Annotated in this window: 21 protein-coding genes and 2 pseudogenes; 5 read left to right on the top strand and 18 right to left on the bottom strand. The window is 31.5% G+C overall.

The window, feature by feature from the left end; genetic code table 11:
* Nucleotides 1–75: 75 nt before the first annotated feature.
* From MUA60_RS03705 to MUA60_RS03690, 4 genes are all read right to left on the bottom strand, one after another.
* Entirely contained in the window at nt 76–675 is a 600-nt protein-coding gene (locus tag MUA60_RS03705; RefSeq protein WP_262649808.1) for an ATP-binding cassette domain-containing protein, read from the bottom strand.
* 6 nt (nt 676–681) lie between these two features.
* On the bottom strand, nt 682–1350 hold the full coding sequence (gene modB / locus MUA60_RS03700; protein WP_037589047.1) for a molybdate ABC transporter permease subunit: 669 nt from the start codon (nt 1348–1350) through the stop codon (nt 682–684).
* Nucleotides 1351–1361: 11 nt separating this feature from the next.
* Nucleotides 1362–2129, bottom strand: a complete 768-nt coding sequence (modA, locus tag MUA60_RS03695) for a molybdate ABC transporter substrate-binding protein (RefSeq protein ID WP_037589049.1) — start codon at nt 2127–2129, stop codon at nt 1362–1364.
* Between the two features lie 161 nt (nt 2130–2290).
* Nucleotides 2291–4651, bottom strand: coding sequence for an FdhF/YdeP family oxidoreductase (locus MUA60_RS03690; RefSeq protein ID WP_262649800.1), 2361 nt, complete (start codon nt 4649–4651; stop codon nt 2291–2293).
* Nucleotides 4652–4785: 134 nt separating this feature from the next.
* On the opposite strand from MUA60_RS03690, the gene fdhD reads away from it, so the two are divergent.
* Nucleotides 4786–5580, top strand: a complete 795-nt coding sequence (gene fdhD, locus MUA60_RS03685; RefSeq protein WP_262649798.1) for a formate dehydrogenase accessory sulfurtransferase FdhD — start codon at nt 4786–4788, stop codon at nt 5578–5580.
* Nucleotides 5581–5626: 46 nt separating this feature from the next.
* Here fdhD and MUA60_RS03680 read toward each other — a convergent pair whose 3' ends face one another.
* From MUA60_RS03680 to MUA60_RS03660, 5 genes are all read right to left on the bottom strand, one after another.
* Entirely contained in the window at nt 5627–6373 is a 747-nt protein-coding gene (locus tag MUA60_RS03680) for a GNAT family N-acetyltransferase (RefSeq protein ID WP_262649796.1), read from the bottom strand.
* Between the two features lie 14 nt (nt 6374–6387).
* Nucleotides 6388–6939, bottom strand: coding sequence for a biotin transporter BioY (locus MUA60_RS03675; protein ID WP_196307854.1), 552 nt, complete (start codon nt 6937–6939; stop codon nt 6388–6390).
* Between the two features lie 76 nt (nt 6940–7015).
* A complete protein-coding gene (locus MUA60_RS03670) occupies nt 7016–7873 on the bottom strand; it encodes an ROK family protein (protein ID WP_262650578.1) in 858 nt (285 codons plus the stop codon).
* 6 nt (nt 7874–7879) lie between these two features.
* Nucleotides 7880–8518: a FadR/GntR family transcriptional regulator gene (locus tag MUA60_RS03665; protein WP_262649793.1), complete on the bottom strand. Its 639-nt coding sequence runs from the start codon at nt 8516–8518 to the stop codon at nt 7880–7882.
* Nucleotides 8518–9201, bottom strand: coding sequence for a FadR/GntR family transcriptional regulator (locus tag MUA60_RS03660; protein ID WP_262649791.1), 684 nt, complete (start codon nt 9199–9201; stop codon nt 8518–8520). The genes MUA60_RS03665 and MUA60_RS03660 overlap by 1 nt, the downstream gene beginning before the upstream one ends.
* Before the next feature lie 149 nt (nt 9202–9350).
* On the opposite strand from MUA60_RS03660, the gene MUA60_RS03655 reads away from it, so the two are divergent.
* From MUA60_RS03655 to MUA60_RS03645, 3 genes are all read left to right on the top strand, one after another.
* A complete protein-coding gene (locus MUA60_RS03655; RefSeq protein WP_262649789.1) occupies nt 9351–10220 on the top strand; it encodes an N-acetylneuraminate lyase in 870 nt (289 codons plus the stop codon).
* Between the two features lie 30 nt (nt 10221–10250).
* A complete protein-coding gene (locus tag MUA60_RS03650; protein ID WP_262649788.1) occupies nt 10251–11759 on the top strand; it encodes a sodium:solute symporter family protein in 1509 nt (502 codons plus the stop codon).
* A 177-nt stretch (nt 11760–11936) separates the two neighbouring features.
* Nucleotides 11937–13489 (top strand): IS3 family transposase gene (locus tag MUA60_RS03645; RefSeq protein WP_262648726.1). Its coding sequence is split into 2 segments (ribosomal slippage): nt 11937–12611 and nt 12614–13489, totalling 1551 coding nucleotides; the frame shifts between segments, so codons are not numbered across the junction.
* A 145-nt stretch (nt 13490–13634) separates the two neighbouring features.
* Here the strand turns inward: MUA60_RS03645 and MUA60_RS03640 are convergent.
* Both MUA60_RS03640 and MUA60_RS03635 read right to left on the bottom strand, forming a co-directional pair.
* The gene (locus MUA60_RS03640; RefSeq protein ID WP_204196878.1) at nt 13635–14567 is read right to left on the bottom strand and encodes an ABC transporter substrate-binding protein; all 933 of its coding nucleotides are present in this window, start codon (nt 14565–14567) and stop codon (nt 13635–13637) included.
* A gap of 191 nt (nt 14568–14758) precedes the next feature.
* Nucleotides 14759–15133, bottom strand: coding sequence for a YbaN family protein (locus tag MUA60_RS03635; protein WP_262649786.1), 375 nt, complete (start codon nt 15131–15133; stop codon nt 14759–14761).
* 146 nt (nt 15134–15279) lie between these two features.
* Here MUA60_RS03635 and MUA60_RS03630 point away from each other — a divergent pair, with 146 nt between their 5' ends.
* Entirely contained in the window at nt 15280–16209 is a 930-nt protein-coding gene (locus MUA60_RS03630; protein WP_262649783.1) for a DMT family transporter, read from the top strand.
* A gap of 45 nt (nt 16210–16254) precedes the next feature.
* On the opposite strand, the pseudogene MUA60_RS03625 reads toward MUA60_RS03630, so the two are convergent.
* The 7 genes and pseudogenes from MUA60_RS03625 to MUA60_RS03595 form a co-directional block, all read right to left on the bottom strand.
* Nucleotides 16255–17403: pseudogene (locus MUA60_RS03625) on the bottom strand (acyl-CoA dehydrogenase family protein).
* 159 nt (nt 17404–17562) lie between these two features.
* Nucleotides 17563–17826, bottom strand: a pseudogene (locus MUA60_RS03620) (cation:dicarboxylate symporter family transporter); the annotation flags it as partial.
* A 237-nt stretch (nt 17827–18063) separates the two neighbouring features.
* Nucleotides 18064–18732 (bottom strand): ABC transporter ATP-binding protein, encoded by a 669-nt coding sequence (locus tag MUA60_RS03615; protein WP_262649781.1) that lies wholly within the window; start codon nt 18730–18732, stop codon nt 18064–18066.
* Nucleotides 18733–18743: 11 nt separating this feature from the next.
* Nucleotides 18744–19199, bottom strand: coding sequence for a hypothetical protein (locus MUA60_RS03610; RefSeq protein ID WP_262649780.1), 456 nt, complete (start codon nt 19197–19199; stop codon nt 18744–18746).
* Between the two features lie 9 nt (nt 19200–19208).
* A complete protein-coding gene (locus tag MUA60_RS03605) occupies nt 19209–19664 on the bottom strand; it encodes an ABC transporter permease (protein WP_262649778.1) in 456 nt (151 codons plus the stop codon).
* Nucleotides 19661–20827, bottom strand: coding sequence for an ABC transporter permease (locus tag MUA60_RS03600; protein WP_262649776.1), 1167 nt, complete (start codon nt 20825–20827; stop codon nt 19661–19663). Before MUA60_RS03600 ends, MUA60_RS03605 begins: the two co-directional genes overlap by 4 nt.
* 18 nt (nt 20828–20845) lie before the next feature.
* Nucleotides 20846–22345: a DUF6583 family protein gene (locus MUA60_RS03595; protein ID WP_262649774.1), complete on the bottom strand. Its 1500-nt coding sequence runs from the start codon at nt 22343–22345 to the stop codon at nt 20846–20848.
* Between the last annotated feature and the right edge of the window lie 37 nt (nt 22346–22382).

Below are 22382 nucleotides of genomic sequence, written 5' to 3'. Positions count from 1 at the left end.
AAAGCCTCAAACAAAGTGTTTATCTTTGTTTGAGGCTTCAGACATATTATTTATTTTTCACCTTACAATGAACATTTAACTAATTTCGATAACTTCATCTGCTAAAATTTGAACTTCTTTTTTAGAATGAGACACAAGTATGATCGGTATTTGCCAAGTCTTAAAAATGGACTTTACTAACGCCATACCTTCGTCTTTTGTTTCATCATCTAAACTTGAAAAGGGTTCATCTAAAAGTAATAAGTTAGGTTTGACACTTAATACTCTACATAATGCAACTCTTTGTGACTCTCCTCCAGATAAAGTAGATGGATATTGATTTAAACAATTTTCTATACGTAAATGTTTAATCAATTGCTCTGTCTCTTTATTAGTCTCAATCATGTAATGAATATTTTCATGAACTGTCTTATGTGGAAAAAGTTGATAATCTTGAAACAGATAACCAATATTTCTATCTTGCACTTTAATTACATGCTTTTGATTACTGAGCACTTTTTGATTAATTTCTATTCTGCAAGTTTCCGCTTCAGTAAGACCTGCAATAATGTTTAATAATGTGGATTTACCTATACCTGATCGCCCAACTATCGCATAAATTTTCGGAGTGTCAGCTTGGATATTTAATGATATCGTTCTGTCTTTAATTAACTTTTTAATTGATATATCAATCATCCATATCTACTCCCATTTATGATTCTTTTGATTTAATATATTAAGTGAGCTAATCACACAAACTGCAAATGCGATGAGTACAATAACCCATAACCATGCTTTGTGTTCCTCACCAGCTTGCACTAAGAAATAAATTTCTAATGGCAATGTATTCGTTAAACCAGGAATATAGCCAGCAATCATAAGCGTTGCACCAAATTCTCCTAACCCTCTAGCAAAACTCATCACAACACCAGAGAAAATGGAACGTTTAGATAACGGTAAAATAATTGTTCTAAAAATTTTCCCTTCACTAGCGCCCATCGTTCTTGCTGAGTTAAGCATCTTTGGATTAATAGATTGAAATCCATTCATTACATGTTGATACATAAGCGGCAAACTTACAATAATCGCTGCTATCACTGCACCTACCCACGTAAAAATCACATTGATATGCAATACATCAGATAAAAATTGACCGAAAAACTTATTCTTACCGAAGACAATAAGGAGTATAAACCCCATAACGGTCGGTGGTAATACGATTGGAAGCATAATAATGCTTTCAACTACAGGCTTTAATTTACCTTTATAATTGAGCATCAGCTTTGCCAGAATAATACCTAGGATACACACAATGATTGTACTGATAATTGTTACTTTTATTGATATCCATAGTGGTGTTAAGTCTGGCATAGCATTATCTCCTATCCTTCAAAGTGATATTCTTTAAGAATTTCTTTAGCTTCTTTTGATTTTAAGAATTCAAACCATTCTTTAGCTTCTTTCTTGTCGGTAACAAGACCAGCTCTATAAGTAATTGGATGATCTAAAGGTGCATCCGCTAATTTAACGACGTTATCGACTTTTTTATCTTTACCTTTATACATATCTGTTGCATATACAAATCCTGCTTCTGCATTTTCTTTTTGAACATAGTTTAATACTTGTTTAACATCTTTAGCGAAAACAAATGTACTTGTCATGCCGTTATATAGATCTTCTTTTTTCAAGTATTCTACAGCGTAACGACCTGCTGGTACACTTTTTTCTTCACCAATTGCGACTTTGTTTGGCGCACTAACATCTTTAATATTTTTGATGCTAGAGTTTTCGTATTTAATAATAATTAATTTATTTTTAGCGTAATCATAAACTTCTTTAACTTTTTTACTATCTTGTAATTTATCAACATCAGAAGTGTTTGCAGACATTAATACGTCTACATCTGCGCCAGCTTCTACTTGTTTACGTAAACTACCTGAACCACCGTAATTAAATTTAATATTCGTATTCGGATGCTTCTTCTTAAATTCTTTTTCTAGAGCTTTAGAAACATCTGTCAAACTTGCTGCGGCTGATACTGTTAACGTCTTACTTTCAGTTTCTTTTTTAGCTTTATCTTGGTTAGATTCTGTGCTACAACCAGCTAATACAAGTAACAAAGCAAAGACTAATGTTAAAAATCTTTTCATGACTTCTTTCCTTCCTTTTTAGATATGTACAAACTTAATTTACACCTTTATTTATACTATTGTAAGGCTCAAGTACATTTTTTCACAAATTATTCTTAAAGTATAGTGAAATATGTAACGATAGGGAATATCCTTATTTAATTGAGGATACTCCCTATCTATTATTGCATCGGTATTTCTTCTAAATCTTTAATTGGTTTTTCATAATAATCTCTATCTTTTTTAGCGTTAAATCTATCTGCTTTTTCTACTTTAACTGTAATGTTGTAATTTGGAATCTTAGCGTACTTCTCATATCTACCTCTAGGTAATAAATAGTTGCCTTCAGGGAAATAGACTTCAATGTTTCCTTTTAAGATATCTACATATTTTGCAACACCTTGGAATACGCCGAAACCATTATGCAATACAACACCTTCACCTTCAGCAATGCTTAATCTATCGGCATCTTCTTTATTCATTAATACATCATATCTTCCACCATGGTTAAAGGATTCATAATCGCCATATACCATTGAGTTAAATTGTTTACCTCTTCTTGTCGTTAACATGAAATCATCAGGTTGTCTGTTTAAGTCTGGAATGTCTACACTGATTAAATGACCTTTACCATCTTCAGTTGGACAAATGCCATCTTCACATAGCCAAGCACCGCCCCACTGGAAGACGTCTCCTTGATTTCTTAAATGTTGGATACCATCATAATCTGGATTTGCTTTAGCAATCTCTTCTCTAATAGCTTGGCCATCTTTAAAATCAATTAAATGTGCTTGTTCAGGTTTAACACGCTTAGCTAAATCAATATATATTTGCCACTCTGATCTTGCTTCTTTTATTCTATTTTGATTCCCTTCAATTACTGGTGAGTAGTAAACCATGCGTTCTGTCGAAGTAGACGTGCCACCACCATCTTGCTCATATCGCGTCTTTGCAGGTAATACAATAACGGTTTCTTTCGCATCAACTAAAGTAGACGTATTCAAAATAATATCTTGATGTACTCTAAGTTCTAAATTCTCTAAAGCTTTTTGTATAAATGTTGGGTCAGGCATCGTTTCTAAGAAATTACCACCTGACATGTAATAGCATTTAATTTTACGTTCATGATCATCTGGTAACATAATATTTTCTAACGTTACACCGACCGTATCACCTTGCCAATCTGCAATATCAAATCCCCATAATTTCTCAATACGCTTTTTATTTTCTCCATCAAAAGCACCGCCTGGCAATACAAATGGATCGCAGCCCATTTCTCCAGTACCTTGTACACTAGAATGTCCTCTAAACGGCATTAGACCGCTATGCTTTCTACCTAAGAAACCTCTTAATAAAGCTAAATTACATACTTGAGATATATTATCCGTCGCAAACTCATGCATCGTTAATCCAAGCGCCCAAGCAAATACTGCATTTTGAGCATTGGCAAGTTCAAGCGCTAATTTGTATATTTGATCTTTAGAAATACCGCTTGATTGTTCAATCTCTTCCCATGACTGCTTTTCGACTGTTTCTTTAAGTTCTTCATAATTTGTAACATGTTCTTCAACAAACTTATGGTTAATTGCAGACCCATATGCTTGTTCTTCCATTTCAAACCAGTGTTTCATAATACCATGCATAAATGCAATGTCACCACCGATATTGACTTGGTAGAATTCGTCTGCAACATTTGTACCAAATAATGCTGATTCTGCCACAGATGGAATCCAATATTTATCCATTGCTGGTTCTTTATATGGATTGATAACGATGATTTTTGTTCCTTTTTTCTTTGCTTCAAGCATATATTTTGTTGAAACAGGCGAAGCATTAGAAGCTACACTTCCCCAAAACAGTAACACGTCCGTACCTATCCAGTCTTGGTAATTCGCTGTTGAAGCACCTACACCTACTGAACGTTTCATCGCTGTTTTACTAGGTGAATGACATATTCTAGAAGCATTGTCGATATTGTTAGCACCTAAATATCTCGCGACTTTACTTGCAACATAATATGATTCATTCGTAATCCCTCTTGAAGTTAAATAAAATGCATAATTTCTCGGATTTAATGATTTCATTTTTTGAGCTATTGTTTGCATCGCTTCTTCCCATGAAATACGTATAAACTTACGGTCACCTTTTCGTCTCATCATTGGATAAGGAATGCGACCTAATTGTCTTAATTCTGTGCTATTATATTTTCTCAATTCATCTATATCTTGATGCAAAATTTCTGGTTTAATTTCTGGCATTGTATTGAGTCTTAAAACATTAAATCGTGTTGTACACATGTGAGGACCGGTTAAAGTTTGATCACTTAATCCAGATACACCTAATGCACAACCATCACAGACACCTTTAGTGATAATATTTTTAGCGTAATTTAAATTATCTTTATTATCCCAAACTATTTTCATTGTATCTCTTATATGTTTAGGGTTTACTTTACCTAGTCCAAAAGGTATTGGACTCACCCAAAATTCTGGTGCTGGCTTTAAATCTTTCTTCATAGGACCTTGATGTTTCGTCTTACCCATATTTACCCCTCCATGATTTCACTTACATTTATTATATGAAATCACAATATATTTTGAAAGTGCTTTCACTTTATTATTCATAGGTTACAAAGTAAAATAAACCTATTAAACAATTATTTAAATGGGGACTCATTATGAAGCAAAATATGACTTACAATCTGCCAATATTAAAATACAAAAATGATCAATTTATTGAGACAACGGATAGTTACGTAACAGAATTTCCTATTACGATTATTATAAACGGAGAAGAGTTTGCAACAATCGTTTGTTCACCTAAAGATTTAGAAGAACTCGTGCTCGGATTTATTGCATCTGAAGGGGTTATTAAGAAGAAATCTGAAATTAAATCTATTTCAATAGATGATTCTAAAGGTTTTGCACATGTAGAACTCACTAAAGAGATCGATGTCAATTTCAAAAAGAATACACAACGCATGATTTCTTCGTGTTGTGGTAAAAGTAGAGCGTTCTATTTTAATAACGATGCCGTAACAGCCAAAGTGTCACAATCTAGAATAAACATTACACCTCAACAAATCATAACTATGATGGATAAACTACATGAAGAAAGTAAAATTTTCAAAGAAACAGGCGGTTTGCATAATGCTGCCATAAGTGATGGAGATGGCTTCTATTTACATCGTTCCGATATAGGTAGACATAACGCATTAGATAAATTATATGGCTATTGTATAGAACATGACATTCCAATCAGAAATAAAGTACTTATCTTTAGTGGAAGAATTTCCTCGGAAATATTAATCAAAGCATCTAAAATTGGTGTAGGCATCATCTTGTCTAAATCAGCACCAACTAACTTAGCAATTGGCTTAGCTCACGATTTAAATATAACGGCAGTTGGATTTATAAGAGATGGTAGCTTTAATGTATATAGCCACGCTTTTAGAATACAAAATCAATCCTAACAATAAATAAAAACAGGTTGAGACAACATGAATGTCTCAACCTGTTTTATTTGTATTCTTTTAAAGTTTCAAATTGGAATCCGCTATAAATATAACCTTGTCTTTTATACATATCTTTAGCTGTATCTTCTCCGTCTGCTACAAGAATTATCGGTTTATCTTTAGCGATTTCTGCTACGAAAGCTTGCATTTTCGTTCCTATACCTAATCTTCTATATATTTCTCGAACACCAAAGCTATCTAATTCTACATATTTATCATTCATCCATATAAGCAACATACCTGCAGGCTTACCTTTATAATAAGATAATACTTGAATTGGATTATCACGATGTAATTGTTCTTTATTTAATTCAACTTTAAGGTCTGCATAATCTTTGCCATATGCTTCATCTTGTTCATATGATACGTTCAAGAAATCAACAATGTTATCCTCATTCGTTCGAACAACTTCTATATCTTGATTGTCATCACTTTCAAAGTTCTTCTCAGCATTGATATATAATTCTAGCCAACCTGTTTCATAACCTTGAAATTTTAAATATTCTCTTAATTCAATATCGATTGTTTCATTTTCAGGAAAAACAAATTTAAGAAATGGCTGATTATTTTTTTCATGGATTTCTTTCAACATTGCTTCATCTGCTTTAAACGTATGTAAGTCTGGCATTTCTCTATATACAATTTTGTTAGAATCATACTGAATAGGTTTATCCAATGTTTGATAATGTATAAACCTATTTGTTTCAGTCAAAACCTTTCCATCTGTTTCTATATCTTTAAATGAAACCATCGTTATTCACCTCATTAAGTATTTCTTAATCGTTTTATTTCGGGTACGTTCTTTAAGCTAAATAATAACATAGTTGCTAATATTGCTTTAACAATATCACCTGGTAAAAACGTAGCTGCTAATATGTATCTTTTAGCGATTGAAATATTCATAAACTCACCCATCACAAATCCACCAATTAAATTGAGTAATAGAACCCCAATGACAATATTAATTGTTAACGCATATGTAAACGAGAGATCTTTCCACTTTCTATCTATAAAGAATCCAATTAAAAATGCAACTACTGGGTAGCCAAATAAATAACCAGCAGATGGACCAAAGAATACACCTAATCCGCCTCTACCACCTGATAATAATGGTAGTCCCGTTGCTACAAGTAATAAGAAGATAATAACACTTAATGTACCTCTTTTATAACCTAATAAACATCCCGCTAATATGATACCAATATTTTGTAGAACGATTGGTACCGGCATAAACGGTAATGGAATTGGTGGTATAAATGCTAATACAGAAATAAAAGCAGTAAACATTGCTATAATAACGATATCTTTAGTTTTCAAATTTTTCACTCCTAATATAAGATAACGATATTATACCACATTGTTAACCATTGTAAATTATAGGTTAACAATTATTTTATAAACATGAAATAGCACCATATAGCGCTGAATCATTTCCCTTTGAAGTAACTTCAATTTTGGCATGACCATAATCGGTTGGTAAATAATCATCGATAAATGGTTCAATCAATGAAAGTAGTCTTTCTTCTTGTTTAGAAATACCTCCACCAATAAGTATTATTTCTGGATCAAACATAATTTGAACTTGCGCAATACCTTCTGCAACATGATTAGCCCATTGATTAAGGATGTCTTGAGCTTTTTCATCATTTTGATACGCCAAATCAAATAATTTCTCGACTTGTACATCTTCTTTATAATTGGCACTGATTAATTTTTTTAAAGCTGTCGTAGAACCTCTATCTTCATATGTTGTATTCGTTTCTTTGTCATAAAGTAAATAGCCTATTTCACATGCTCTATACTTTTTACCTTCTAATAATTGATTTTCATAATATGCTCCACCTATACCCGTACCAATCGTCATTAAAAATATCGATTGAACTTCTCTATCAAGCGTTAACAATTCACCAAGTAACGCGCATGATACATCGTTATTAACAGCTACTTTACCAGCAATATGTGCTAATGATTGTTTAAAATTTGTACCATTGTAATATGGTATCGTAGGGCCAGCATATGTAATTTCACCTTTATGTGAATCAACTACACCTGCAGTAGAAATACCAACTTCAGGTTTATTTAAGTTAAATTCTTTTGTATATGATTCTACGATTCCCTTAACCGCTTCAACAATACCACCATCTTTATTATGTGGTGTTTCAATTTTTTGATAACTATGTAATGTGTGGTGGTCATCAATTACGCCAGCTTTAATAAATGTGCCACCTATATCAATTGCAATTTTCATAATATCCTCCTAAATAGACAAATGTGTCGTCATAAGTTCTTTAGCTAATTGAACATCTTTATTGGCAATTGCGTCGATAATTTTCTTATGCATTTCATTCGTTTGAATATAATTAATTTCTTTCCCTTCTTCTTCAATATGATAGAAGTAGGACTGAATAACAGAACTTAATTGTTCGAATAATACATTTCCTGTAGCACTTAATAACGTTTGATGAAATGCTTTATCATTCTCATAATGATTGATAACATCTTCATTTACCATTGCTTTTAAATCAGTGATATCTTTATCTAGTTTAACGATTTCTTCAATAGCTGCACATTCAAAAATAATTCTCAATGAAAGTAAATCATTTTTCGAACCATTTGCAACTTGAAAACTAAATAGAAATCCTTCAACTAAACTAGAGATATCTGGTGCTTTGATGACCGTTCCTCTTCCTTGAACCGTTTCGATGACACCTGTATGTTCGAGATAACTCAAAGCTTCTCTTACAACTGAACGACTCACGCCATACATTTCAGTAAACGCACGTTCTGTCGGTAAGCGATCCCCTTCTGTCATGCCTTTATCCAAAATATATTGTTTAATTTCTTGTAATACTTGCGACTTCAAACTTTGGACTTCAATCTTATCTAATTTACCCATCATTTTTGCTCCAATTCTTCTATCCACTCAACGACTCTAGACAGATGTTTATTAATAATGTCATGTGCTAAAGTTAAATTTTGTTTCTCAATTACTTCTATTAAATCAGCATGTTCTTTGTAAGATTTTTCTATGTCTTCTTTATCAACGATTTGATTAAATTGGTTCTTATCGAAGTACTCTTTAATAACTTTACTCATCGTGATTAATGTTTGATTTTCAGTAAAGATAATAATCGTTTCATGAAAGGCTGAATCATAGTGCGCAAATTTTTGAGATTTGTCGAAAGACTCATAATAAATATCATTCAAATCTCTTAATTTATTTGCATCGATCACGATTTTATTTTCTATTAAAAGTCGTATCGCACCAAGTTCTAATATTTTACGCACTTCAAGTAATTCTTTAATTTTAAAACCATGCACTTTCATATGTGACTCAAAAAGCATTGATAAATGTTTATTCTTCTCTGTTATAAACATACCGCTACCTGATTTAACTTGAATAAGACCACTTTGTTGCAAGCGACTAATCGCTTCTCTCACAACAGTGCGACTCACCCCTAATTGTTCGACAAGCATTTTCTCTGAAGGTAGTTTATCTCCATTACCAAATTGATGTTCAGCTATATATTCTTTTAATTTTTCAACAGCTACATCAACGAGCGATGTTCGTTTCATCATTTTACCTACCTCCTCTTAATTATTTATTTTATCATAAGTGATGTATCAAATAATAAAACGATTGACAGAAGAATATGTATTCGCTTACAATATGATTATAAATTAGTCCGACAATATTATCAATTAATAAATATAAAGGAGTTTTTTAAATGAAAGGATTATATTCTGCATTACTCGTATCATTTGATGAGGAAGGCAATATTTTAGAATCTGGTTTAAGACAAATCATTCGCCAAAATATCGATAAACAACAAGTAGATGGTTTATATGTAAATGGTAGTTCTGGTGAAAATTTCTTAATGAATACTGAACAAAAGAAGAAAGTCTTTGAAATCGTTAAAGACGAAGTAGGTTCAGACGCTAAATTAATCGCACAAGTTGGTGCATTAGATTTAAACGAATCAATCGAATTAGGTAAATTTGCTACAGAATTAGGTTATGATGCATTATCAGCTGTAACACCATTTTATTACCCATTCAAATTTGAAGAGATCAAGTATTATTACAATGCCATCATTGAAGCTACTGGAAATGAAATGATCATTTATTCAATTCCAGCATTAACTGGTGTTAACTTATCTATACAACAATTTGAAGAACTTTTCGAAAATGAAAAAATCATCGGTATAAAATATACTGCTGCTGACTTCTACTTATTAGAAAGAATTAGAAAAGCATTCCCAGACAAATTAATACTTTCTGGTTTTGATGAAATGCTTATCCAAGCTGCCGTGTCAGGTGTAGATGGTGCGATTGGTTCAACTTATAACATCAATGGACAACGTGCTAGACAAATCTTTAATTTAGCTAAAGAAGGCAAAATTGAACAAGCATATGAAATTCAACATGAAACAAACGATATTATTGAGCAAGTATTAGCTTTAGGTATTTATCCTACTTTAAAAGCTGTTCTTAATGAAAATGGCATTGAAGCTGGTACGACTAAACGACCACTCGCGCCATTAGATGAAGCATCACTCCAAAAAGTTAAAGAACTTGTTTCTAAATACAATTTATAATTATTTGATGTACAAAGGGGATGTCATATTATGAATGAAGTAGGTTTTGGTACAGGAAACTGGATCGCATTAATTTTATATTTAATTGCAACGTTATTAGTAGGTGTATATTTTACAAAAAGAGCTGGTCAAGATACAGACGCGTTCTTTAAAGCGAAAGGTAGAGTCCCTGCATGGGCGGTTGGATTCTCAATCTATGCGACAACTTTAAGTGCGATTACTTATATGGGAACACCAGAAAGAGCATTTAATACAGACTGGTCTTATGCAGCCGGAAATATCGCCATTATCGCGATTATTCCATTACTGATTTATTTCTATATTCCATTCTTCAGAAAGCTTGATGTAACAACTGCTTATGAATATTTGGAAGAACGATTTGGTATCACATTGCGTGTTATTGGATCTCTAGCATTTACATTATTCCATATTGGTCGTGTCGCGATTGTTATTTATTTACCAACATTAGCAATCACTTCCGTTTCAGATATTAACCCATATTTAATCGCAGCATTAGTTGGATTATTATGTGTTATCTATACGTTTATGGGCGGTATAGAAGGGGTTATTTGGAGCGACGTTATTCAAGGTATTATCTTATTAGGTGGTGCTGTTGCCGTTATTTTCTTAGGTGCTTTCCAAATTGATGGGAACTTCGGTACAGTCTTAAATGAAGCTGTACAAGATAAGAAGTTTGTCTCAATGGATAACTGGAAATTCGGAACTGCTGCCGCTGCTATTCCAATCATATTTATTGGTTCTATCTTTAATAACTTACATCAATACACTGCCAGCCAAGATATCGTTCAACGTTATCAAACAACTGGTTCAGTATCATCAACAAACAAATCATTATGGACTAACGGGTTATTAGCATTTATTACAATCCCTATCTTCTACGGAATGGGAACTGTGTTGTATTCCTTCTATAATAATGTAACATCTTTACCAGAAGGATTTAATACATCAGCTATCGTACCTTATTTCATACTGACACAAATTCCACCATTTGTTGGAGGATTATTAATTGCAGCTATATTTGCTGCAGCACAATCAACAATTTCTTCAAGCTTGAACTCAATTTCAGCATGTGTGGTTGTCGATTTAAAACAAAGATTTTCTAAAACTAATAACACGAAAAATGATGTATTATTAGCAAGAATCATCATTATTCTTGCAGGTATCTTTGGTACATTGGCATCATTATACTTAATTAATCAAAAAACAAACGAAACATGGGATTTATTCTTACTTGTAACAGGACTATTCGGTGTACCAATTGCCGGTGTGTTTGCAGTAGGTATATTTACTAAAAAAGCCAATTCTTATGGTGTTATCATCGGACTAATCGTCGCAGCAATCGTTTCTTACTTTGTAGGAAAAACAGATATCACACCATTTACAGTATCCGTTATCGGTTTCATTATCGCATTTATTGTAGGTTACTTAGCAAGCTTACCATTCGCGAAACATAACAAGAATATCGTAGGCTTAACCATTCATACAATTAACGATCAATACGTGAAAGAAACAAAATAATGAACTATATAAAAAGCAGGGACGCCGATGTCCCTGCTTTTTATTTTTGTTGCATAATATTCGAGAGTCTTCGTGCGTTACATCTTGATTTTGTACTCTAGCGCACGATATCTTTCAGTGTATTATTCCCTATAGAGTAGACATTAAAAAAACTAAAACTCTATAGGGGGTATTTTTATGTATAAAACTAGACTACCTGTTAAACTGTATCAGGAAATCTTCGATTTGCATGAAAAGGGTTATTCCTTTCAAAATATAATTGATAAGTTAAATTTAGATATTAGTGATAGTGTGATTCGATTTAAATATAAAGTGTATAAGCAACATGGTATAACAGCACTTATAAATAAGAATCGAAATAAAATCTATACACGCGAATTTAAAGAAAAAGTTGTTAAAGAATATCTAGAGACTAATAAGACGTATTCAGATCTAGCAGCCTATTACAATATTTCACATCATGCTACTTTAAAAAATTGGGTGGTAAAGTATACTGAAGGAAAAGAAAATAAATCTTATTTTCCATATCTGGAGGTAGACACTATGAATACTAGAAAAACAACATTTGAAGAGAGAATTGAAATAGCTAAATATTGTATTGAAAATAATAGAGACTTTAATAAGACAGCTGAAAAGTACCAAGTTAACTATTCACAAGTCTATAATTGGGTAAAAAAGTATGAAAAACATGGTGATATTGGTTTAGTAGATGGTAGAGGTAAAGGAAAACCAGTTGAAGCTTTAACTAGAGAAGAAGAACTTGAATTAAAAATAAAAGCACTTGAACAAAGAAATAAATTTCTCCAAATGGAGAATGAGGTATTAAAAAAGCAGGAAGAAATAGAGAGGCAGTTGATGAATCGAAAATCAAGCAAATAGCAGCATACAAGACAATCGAAGCATTAAAAGATAAGTATCCAATCAAATGGATATGCGCCGCACTTGAAATATCGAGAGCAAGTTATTATAAATGGAAAAACAGAGAGGTTTCAGAATCTGAAAGATTCAATAACGAATTAAAAGATGAGATTTTCAGGATTTATCATGAACATGATGGCATATATGGATATCGAAGAATTTATATTTATCTGAGATTATATACTAAATTCCAGGTTAATCATAAACGCGTATATAGAATTATGAAGAAGTATGGATTAAAAGCTGTCATTAGAAAAAAGAGAAGGCAATATAAACTTAGTAAGCCAGAAATCACTTCTCAAAATATCCTAAACAGAAAATTTACAACAAGTAAAGTTAATAAGGTCTGGTTAACAGATGTGACAGAATTTAAATTGAAAAATGGATCTAAAGTGTATTTAAGCGCTATTTATGATTTAGGTGCTAAGAAAGTCATCAGCCATGTAGTCTCATCTCAAAACAATAATAAGCTTGTATACGATACCTTTAACAAAGCCATAATTAAAAGAAATACCGAAGGCATTATATTTCATAGCGACAGAGGATTCCAATATACGAGTGTTCTATTTAGAGAGATGATTAAAAATGCTTCTATGAAGCAAAGCATGTCTCGTGTAGGTAGATGTATTGATAATGGTCCTATGGAAGGCTTTTGGGGGTTACTCAAATCAGAGGTATTCAAAGACAAATCTCAAACATTCAATGATATAAAACACGCCACAAAGCAAATAAATGAATATATAAAATTTTATAATTCTAAAAGAATTTCATTAAAAATGGCTGCGCTTATAAAAGCACAGCCAACATATTGATTACTTTTTTTAGTGTCTACTTGACAGGGTTATGTTCACTCTCAGTCTTCGTGCGGTATGTCCTGAACAATAAAAAAGCAGAGACTGACGTCCCTGCTTTTTATATTCTGATAATGAGAATCGGTGTTATAGCATTTGCTATTGATTATTCAGCTTTTTTAAGAATTTCATCTTTTAAGTATTTACGTTGCATTTCTAATGAATATGGATCGTTATACCAGAATGTTTGTGCATCAATTTCGATGACTTTATCATTTTTAACTGCTGGAATTGATTTCCATGATTCAGTTTTTGTGAATTCTGGTTTTGCTTGTCCTTTTGTTACTGGTAAGAATAAGTAATCCCCTGAATATTTTTCAATTTCTTCTTGAGAGATTTTTTTCCATCCATCTTTTTTAACATCTTTTTCAATGCTTTCTGGCATTGCTAAACCGAATGCTTGGTATAATACTTCTGTTCCTCTACCCCAGTTTTCACCATAAGTATATATGTCTTTTTGGAATGCTTCAATAACTGATACTGTAGTATCTTCGCCGATTTTATCTCTAATTTCTTTCCCGTCTTTAGAAGTTTCTTTTTTCCATTTTGCTACCCATTCTTTTGCTTTATCTTCTTTACCAACTAATTTACCTAATTCTACTTGCATGTCTAAGTAATTGTGTTTTGCATAGTCGTAAGGAATTGTTGGAGCGATTTTATTATATTTCTTTAAGTTTTTATCTGCGTTATATGTAATGATTAAGTCTGGTTTTAATTTAGCTACTTGTTCAACATTGTCTTCACTTACTTTTTCAATACCTTTAATTCTATCTTTAAGTATTGGTGTTTGATCTGTAGAAGCTGGTACACCCACAGGTTTAACACCTAAGTGTAATAAGCCACCAACGTATGATGGTGCTAATACAACAATACGTTTAGGGTTTTTCGGGATATCTATTTTTTTACCGTCGTCTAATTTATAACTTACTGTATCTTTACTTGATTTTGTTTTACTGTTGCTCTCTTTCTCATCAGATTTATTGCCACAAGCAGCAACAACTAATGCTAAAGCCATAATGAGCACTAAAAGTTTCTTCATAATTATCCTCCCAATTGATAATGACTCTCATTTTCATCTTCGTCTATTATATAACTCTTCAATGTATATAGCAATAGAATTTTTAAATTTATATAACTTTTTTATTCTATTTTACAATAATAATGATGTATGCAAATACAACAAAAAAATACCGATAAAAGACGTTACGTCATTTTATCGATATTTTAATATTATGATTTATTTTTACTTGGTAAAGTTTTAACAAAAGTGAATAATACAACAGTTTGGAAGAATAACATGACGCAAAGACCTATGCGAATATAAAGATGATCGACCATCCAAATTGAAAAACCTACTACGATATATACACTTATAAGCAGTTCGAATTTTTTTTTTAATGTGTACCCTCTATATTTTTGAAAATCTTCTACATATTCTTTATAAACTTTTGTGCTTACTAACCAACTATGGAATTTATCTGAACTTTTAGCAAAACAAAATACTGCTAATAATATAAAAGGTGTTGTAGGTAATAACGGCAATACAGCGCCAGCAAATCCTAATATAGTAGCAAGTATACCAACTGATATGAATACAAATTTCATGCGGAAACCTCACTTTTAACTCATTATGTTCATTATAAGAACGCATATTATTAAATTGCAAGTAAAACATTTCAACTTATTGTTTAATAATTTATCAAATGCTAAAATTAATTAATTAACATCTTTTAGAATCGAGGGGCTTATAAGTGCAAAACAAACAACTAAAAGGTACTTTATTAGTGATGCTTGGCGCTACTTTTTGGGGATTAGGTGGAACAGTTACTGAAAAGTTATTTACAGAATATCATTTACCTGTTTCATTATTTGTAGCTGAAAGATTAATATTAAGTGGATTTTTCCTTTTGCTCATTGCAAAATTAATTCAGAAACATCCTTTAACAAATATATTTAGAGTCAAACATTCATTATTTCAATTGATTATTTATGCTTTATTCGGCATGTTAGGTGTGCAATACACATTTATGGCGACCATTGATAAAGGTAATGTTGCGATCGCTACTTTGTTACAATTTTTAGCACCAGTCGTCATATTACTTTATTTATTAATTACTAGAAAAAGTAAGTTTAGAATAACAGATATTATCATTATTGCGTGTTCACTATTTGGAACGAGCTTATTATTAACAAATGGTGATTATGCCACATTATCAGTCCCTCCAAATGCTATCGTTTGGGGATTATTAACAGCTTGTGCAGCTGCTTTTTATACTGTATATGCTGTTAAATTATTTTTAAATTGGCCATCTCTTGTTGTTATCGGTTGGTCAATGTTTATAGGCGGTATTGCACTTTCAATTATTAACTTAGACTTTTCATTTCCTTGGCATTTATTAGATGTTCAAGGTGTGATTTATTTCATCTTTGTGATCACTTTCGGAACGATGTTTGCTTTTTGGATGTATTTAGAAAGCGTGAAGTATATTAGCCCACAAACAACTGCATTATTTGGTGTACTTGAACCCGTAACAGCAGTTATATCTTCAGTTCTATGGTTAAAAGTACCATTTGGATTGTGGCAACTTATTGGCATGATTGTCATCTTGGTTGTCGTACTATATATGTCAGTAGGCATGAAACCAAGACGTAAAAAAGTCATACAAACAGATCAATTATAATAAAAATTGGGTTGAGACATGATGTTATGTCCCAACCCAATCTTTTTATTGATGTTTACTTCTTTCTTCTCTAGCTTTTTTAGCTAATTTTGTAATGGTTACATCATCCATCGGTGGATTGTGTAAGCCAGCTCTTATATCTCTATAATAGCGTTGTAACGGTCTTTCCATTTGTAAGCTTTTCGCACCAACAATTCTCATGGCGATATCAATAATTTTAATAGAGTGATTCACAACAACATGTTTAGCTGCACCTAATTCAACATCTATAACTGCATCTGTTATAGAAGGATTTAAATACTTATTGATTACACTATATATAATGTCTTGCAGTTGTTAATTCTAATTCCATCTGACCAATGTTTTGTTGAACAGCTGGAATATCAGCAATGACGCCATCGATACTTCCTGGACTATATTCATTCGCAAAATCAACAGCATAATCTCGTGCTGCTTGCCCAATACCTAGGTATACTGCTGGAATATGTAAATTCCACGGGTTGATATTATTGCCTCTTGGGCCATTTGCAACTTCTACTAAGTATTTCTCATGTACTTTAACATCATCTAACACTAAATCATGACTTTCAGTAGCACGCATACCTACCATATTCCAGTTCTCTGCTATTGATAAACCTTCAGATTCTCTTGGTATTAAAAAGAAACCGAGTGCTTCTTTTTCAGGTACATATGCACCAACAAGAAAATGCGTTAACCTTTGACTCATTGTTGTAAATGTCTTAACACCATTTATAATGTAATGATCTCCGTCACGATCAGCATGTGTACTTGGACGTGCGCCTCGAGTTGGGCTGCCTGTTTCCGCTTCACTTACAGCTCTATTAACAATCGCACCATTTAATACTTCTTCAGCAAATTCATCTAATAAATCTTGTGTCCATAATTTTTCTTGATTAATTTGACCAACTACACCCATATGCCAACCAATGGCTAATGCAGTTGCACCATCAATTCTACCTAATGTTTCTTGGAATAAAATGATATCTTCTGGTGTTGCACCTTCGCCACCATATGATTTTGGAAGTACAATTTTCGTATAACCTTCATCAATTAACCAATTAATATTTTCATATGGAAATTCTGAATTTAAATCATTTTTTCAGCGTGTTTTTGTAATGACGCTTTATGATTTTCTATTTTATTAACCCATTTTTGTTGGAATTCATTCTTAATAAATCTCTACTCCTCGTGTCCACACTCCTTAATATCACTTTATCATTGTATTTATTTGCTTTCAATATATATCCGAGCATACCAATAAGTTTTTATAAAAAAACAGGCAATACTGAAATTCACGATTGGTATCAGTATGTGCCTGTATAAAATTAATGATTAATATGATTCTCCAAGTTCATTGAAGTCTTTGTCATTGTATTTTTCTTCATCTAACTGTCCTGTAATTTTAGCAGTAGCTGTACCAGCTAACATTGAATCATTAACATTCAATGCTGTTCTACCCATATCGATTAATGGTTCAACTGAAATTAATACCCCTGCTAAAGCAATAGGTAAATTCAACGTTGAAAGTACGAGTATAGCAGCAAATGTTGCACCGCCACCAACACCAGCTACACCAAATGAACTGATGACTACAACAAATAAGAATACACTTTAAAAATATGTTTTGCAATACGTTTTTCTTATTCTAAAATTTCAGATAAATATAATCAAAAAAACATACTAAGATCATTGTTTGAATAACCTTAGTATGTTTTTAAATTGTGATGATTTTTTTGAATTACGGTTGGCTTAGTTACAATTCCATCGACTTTTGTTACTATGGGCTTCCTTAGTTACAATTCCGCCGACTTTTGTTACTAACGATTTCATTATTCACAATACAAGACTGTCTTCAAATGTCCAAGATTTATCGGTTAATATATTTCTATAGAATGGATCTTTACCGATTAACTTAATTTCATCTGCTAAGCTTTCGACTTCATCTAAATGGTGAGTTGTTAATATAATGAGTCTTGTTGTTTTTAAATGGTTTAATAATTTATGAATATCAAATCTGGATTTCAAATCAATACCTACTGTTGGTTCATCTAAAATTAATATACTTGGATTTCCGAGCAGTCCGATTAATAAATTAACTTTACGTTTTGTTCCTCCAGAAAGCGAAGAAATTTTTGCTTTTCTTTCATATAAATTTAACTGATTACAATAATCTTCTATAAGTTCTGAAGATATAGGTTGTTTATTTAATGCTTTAAAAAATTCTATATTTTCATTTACTGTCATATGTTCAAATAATGCAATATCTTGAGGTATATAACCTATGATTTCTTTGATTTTTTTATTGTTTAACTTTTTTCCAAAATAACGGATATCTCCACTATCTGGATTTTCTAATGCTGTAATCATTCTTAGTAATGTCGACTTACCTGCACCATTTTCCCCTAACAATACAGTAAGTGTTTTATCTTTAAATGTTGTATTAAAGTCATGGAAAATTTCTTTATCTTTATACTTCTTTGATAAATGCTCTATTGTAACCATATGTACACCTCCTAAACTTGAAAATACAAATAAAGACAACTTATTGCGATAGACCATATGATAGACATAAATAATTTATGACTAAGCGTATCTATTTTAAATAAGAATATACTTAAGACACTTTCATATATAAACAATGTCATCAATAAGACTAAATAAAATACGATGCTTAATGACCATGATAATAGTAAGCTCGTGATAACTACAATCGCGAATAATAAGATGACATGAGTCAATATATAATGCGTATATAATTTTAATTTTGTGCCATTAAACATCATGAGTCGTTCTAGTGCAGCATTTTGTTTCAGTCTTTGATGCAATACAATTTGACTACAACTTACGATTAATAGAAATGCAACATATACTGCTGCACCAATTGAAACATCTGAATGTTTTTGAACTGCATGGTGTTCCATTTTAGAATGAGGTGTATTTTTAATATACGCTTTTTTAATTTTTTGCATCGATACATCTTATTTAGATTTCTTTAAATGATCTTCAATAATGACGGGTATTTGTTGTTTGAATAAATCTTTACTCGTCACTTCTAAAGCAATTTCTCCAATGAAATCATCTTTGTAATATAACGGAATGCTATCACGCAAACGATTTTCTTTTAATCGTTCACTAAAATCATCAGGTATTTGTAAGCTTATGATTGCTTGCTTTTTTTGAATAACATCTTCAATATATGCCTCATTCTTTGGTAAATGTATAACTTCTAAATATTTAGTTTGCTCTAAAGTATGCACTAGCTCTTTTGAAGATTGGGATTCATCCAAATCTTGAACTGCTATTGGCATTTTAAATAATTGATTGCTGGATGCTTGAACACCTACAATGATCATTATAGTTATTAACAGTAACGCCACTAAAGTTAAATATTGTTTCCATTGCTTTTTAACAACTAAATGAAAGATTGATTTCATCGGCGATACCTCCAATACAAAGCAGAAATTACTAATACAAGCATAATACCTAAATGCCAATAATACATTGGATGTGTGTCGATGATGTAATTATTTAAAAGCAATTCTACTAGCTGATTAAACACAATTGAAAACGGTAATGCCTCAATCATTCCTGCACTCAAACTTTTCAAATAAATGATTGGAATCACAGCACCAGATAACAATAATATTACTAACGTTAATAAAACTTTGAACAAATAATTTAATATATTTCTAAACGCAATATCTATAAACAGAAATACTAAAAATATCACGACTAAATAATAAGCAATATCTAAGCTAAGTTGCCCAATATTATACATTTCGAATTCTGGTTTAAGAAAATGTATGATGACCCATAAACCAAGTATGCTCCAAAGTGTTGTATAGAAAAGACTAAACACACCTCTTACAATTGTTAACTTTTCATAAGAGAAATGATACATACTTAATCGTTCTTTTAATGCATCTTTTTGATTCATTTTTAAAATGCTAAAAATTGAAAAGAAAAAGAAAAAGATAGATACAAAATAAGTTGAAATTGTATAATAGCTGAACGTATCAAATACTTTGATAGGCTCATCATCAAAGGATCCACTTCTATTTAACCCAGTAAATAACATATCCGTCATCATCGTTAACAATTCATTTTCGGATGCACTAGGATAAAGAGATGTATATGACATCGCCCCACCCATCGACAACATTAACCGGCTATAGACCGAATCTGTTAACTGTAAAATAATAATACTTTCAACTGATTGTTTATCATATGTATTCACAACTATTGGCAACTCACCATTTTTATAAAATGCTTTTGTCATACCATCTTTAAAGACAAAGTAGCCATCTATTTTCTTTTTTGCTAATAGTTGTCGTGCTTTCTCTTCATTATAATGTTTAATAGACAAATCATTTCCGAGTGATTGCCCATCACCTATCGCATTTAAAATTAACTTTGTTTCTTTAGATTGGTCTTTATCTACAATTCCAATTGTAAACGCCTGATCTTTTTCGTTTACTTGGTTAACCCCAATCATAATAGCCAACACAGCTAAAAATAATAATAAAATATATGCAATCAAATACCACTTTTTAATTAAAAAAGAGTGGTATATGTTGAACAATTTTATTGTCGACATATAACCACTCCTCTCTAATTATTGAATATCTTTCGCAAGATCTTCTCCTAAATCTTGTAGCTTATCTTCTATTTCTTTAGTTAAATCATCAACTTCTGAGTCTGATAATGTATTAAAGTCAATCGCGCCATCTTTCTTGAATTTAATGTCTTTTTTCAGTTCAGTTTTACCATCCATAATTAATTTAATATTTTCACCATTCACATCAAAATCAACATTTAATTTTTGTTTTTGTTGATTGTTTTTAGTGTCTGTTGTTAAATTATGGTCGTAATTTAAATCGAGGCTTTGACCGCTAGATGGTGCAATCGTCACTTTACCTTTATCTGTACGTTTGTCTCCATCAACTTTAGATTTATTATCTAATTTTAGCGTTGTTGTAGAGTATGAATTTTCTTTGATTTCTAAATCATATTTATCGCTAATTTCATCTTTACCAGTTGATTTACCTTTAAGTGTAAGTCCACCATCTTCACCAGGTGCTGATACTTTATAATCTACTTGAACGCCATCATCAATCACATTTGTACCTTGAATTCTAACTTTTTCATTATCTTTATTTGTAATTGTTAAGTCACGTTTCAAGATTTCTTTACCATCTACATAAATGATTGATTTAACTTTAGGATAATTCTTTACATCTTCGTCTTTAGCTTTTTTCAATAAATCTTTAATTTCTTTATCATACTCTTTTACATTACCTTGTTTTTCTACGATGTTTTTAATATCTTCATCTTTTTTAGCTTCTTCAAGAATTGCTACAACGATTTTCTTAGTATCTTTTTCACTTAAGTTCATTGTTACTTTTTTCAATTCTTTTTCATCATCAAAAATCTTAACTTTTTCTTTGTCTTTTTCAAAGTTATCATCATCTAATTGATCAACAAATAAGTCACTATATCTTTTTGAGATCTTGTCGATTTGATCTTGAGAGATTTGAGAGCTAGATAAGATCGTATTTAAATTTAAAGAATCATTTGTGATTTCTTGTCCATCTGCTGAATCTAATGATTCACCAGTAGCTTTTTCGATTCCTTTTTTAATTTCATTATTTTTTACTTTATATATGTCTTTAAATAATGGTGTTTCTAAATATTGATTATTTTTGTCTGCGCTCCATTGGAAGTTACCAATCTTGTTGTCTGCAATTGTAGGTTCAATACCTAGTTTAGAGTTTTTCGCTTTAGGATCATGCCCAACATTGAATACAATATTCGTTGAGTCAATAACTGACTTTGGAATGCCTAATTGAGAAACTAATGAATCTGATACTTCTGCTCCAAATTTCAATGAAGTTTCATAAGATTCATCTTTCATTTTATCTTGGAATTCAGTTTCATTTTCAAATCTGTCGTTAAAGTACTCTTTCCAAGATTTTGCTGATTCTTGTTCACTTAATAAATATGTATTCTTTGGTGTATTTGTTAGAAAATAATATGTTGCTGCGCCACCAATTCCTACTATTGCAAGAAAGGCTACTACAATTCCTATAATTAGTAACTTTAATTTAGTAGACATATAAACACCTCTTTTTAAAATTTATAACCATATCATA

The sequence above is a fragment of the Mammaliicoccus sciuri genome (assembly GCF_025561425.1).
GTDB classification, from domain to species: domain Bacteria; phylum Bacillota; class Bacilli; order Staphylococcales; family Staphylococcaceae; genus Mammaliicoccus; species Mammaliicoccus sciuri_A.
The sequence above is the reverse complement of the archived record's forward strand: the minus strand, read 5'-3'. Positions and strand labels throughout refer to the sequence as shown.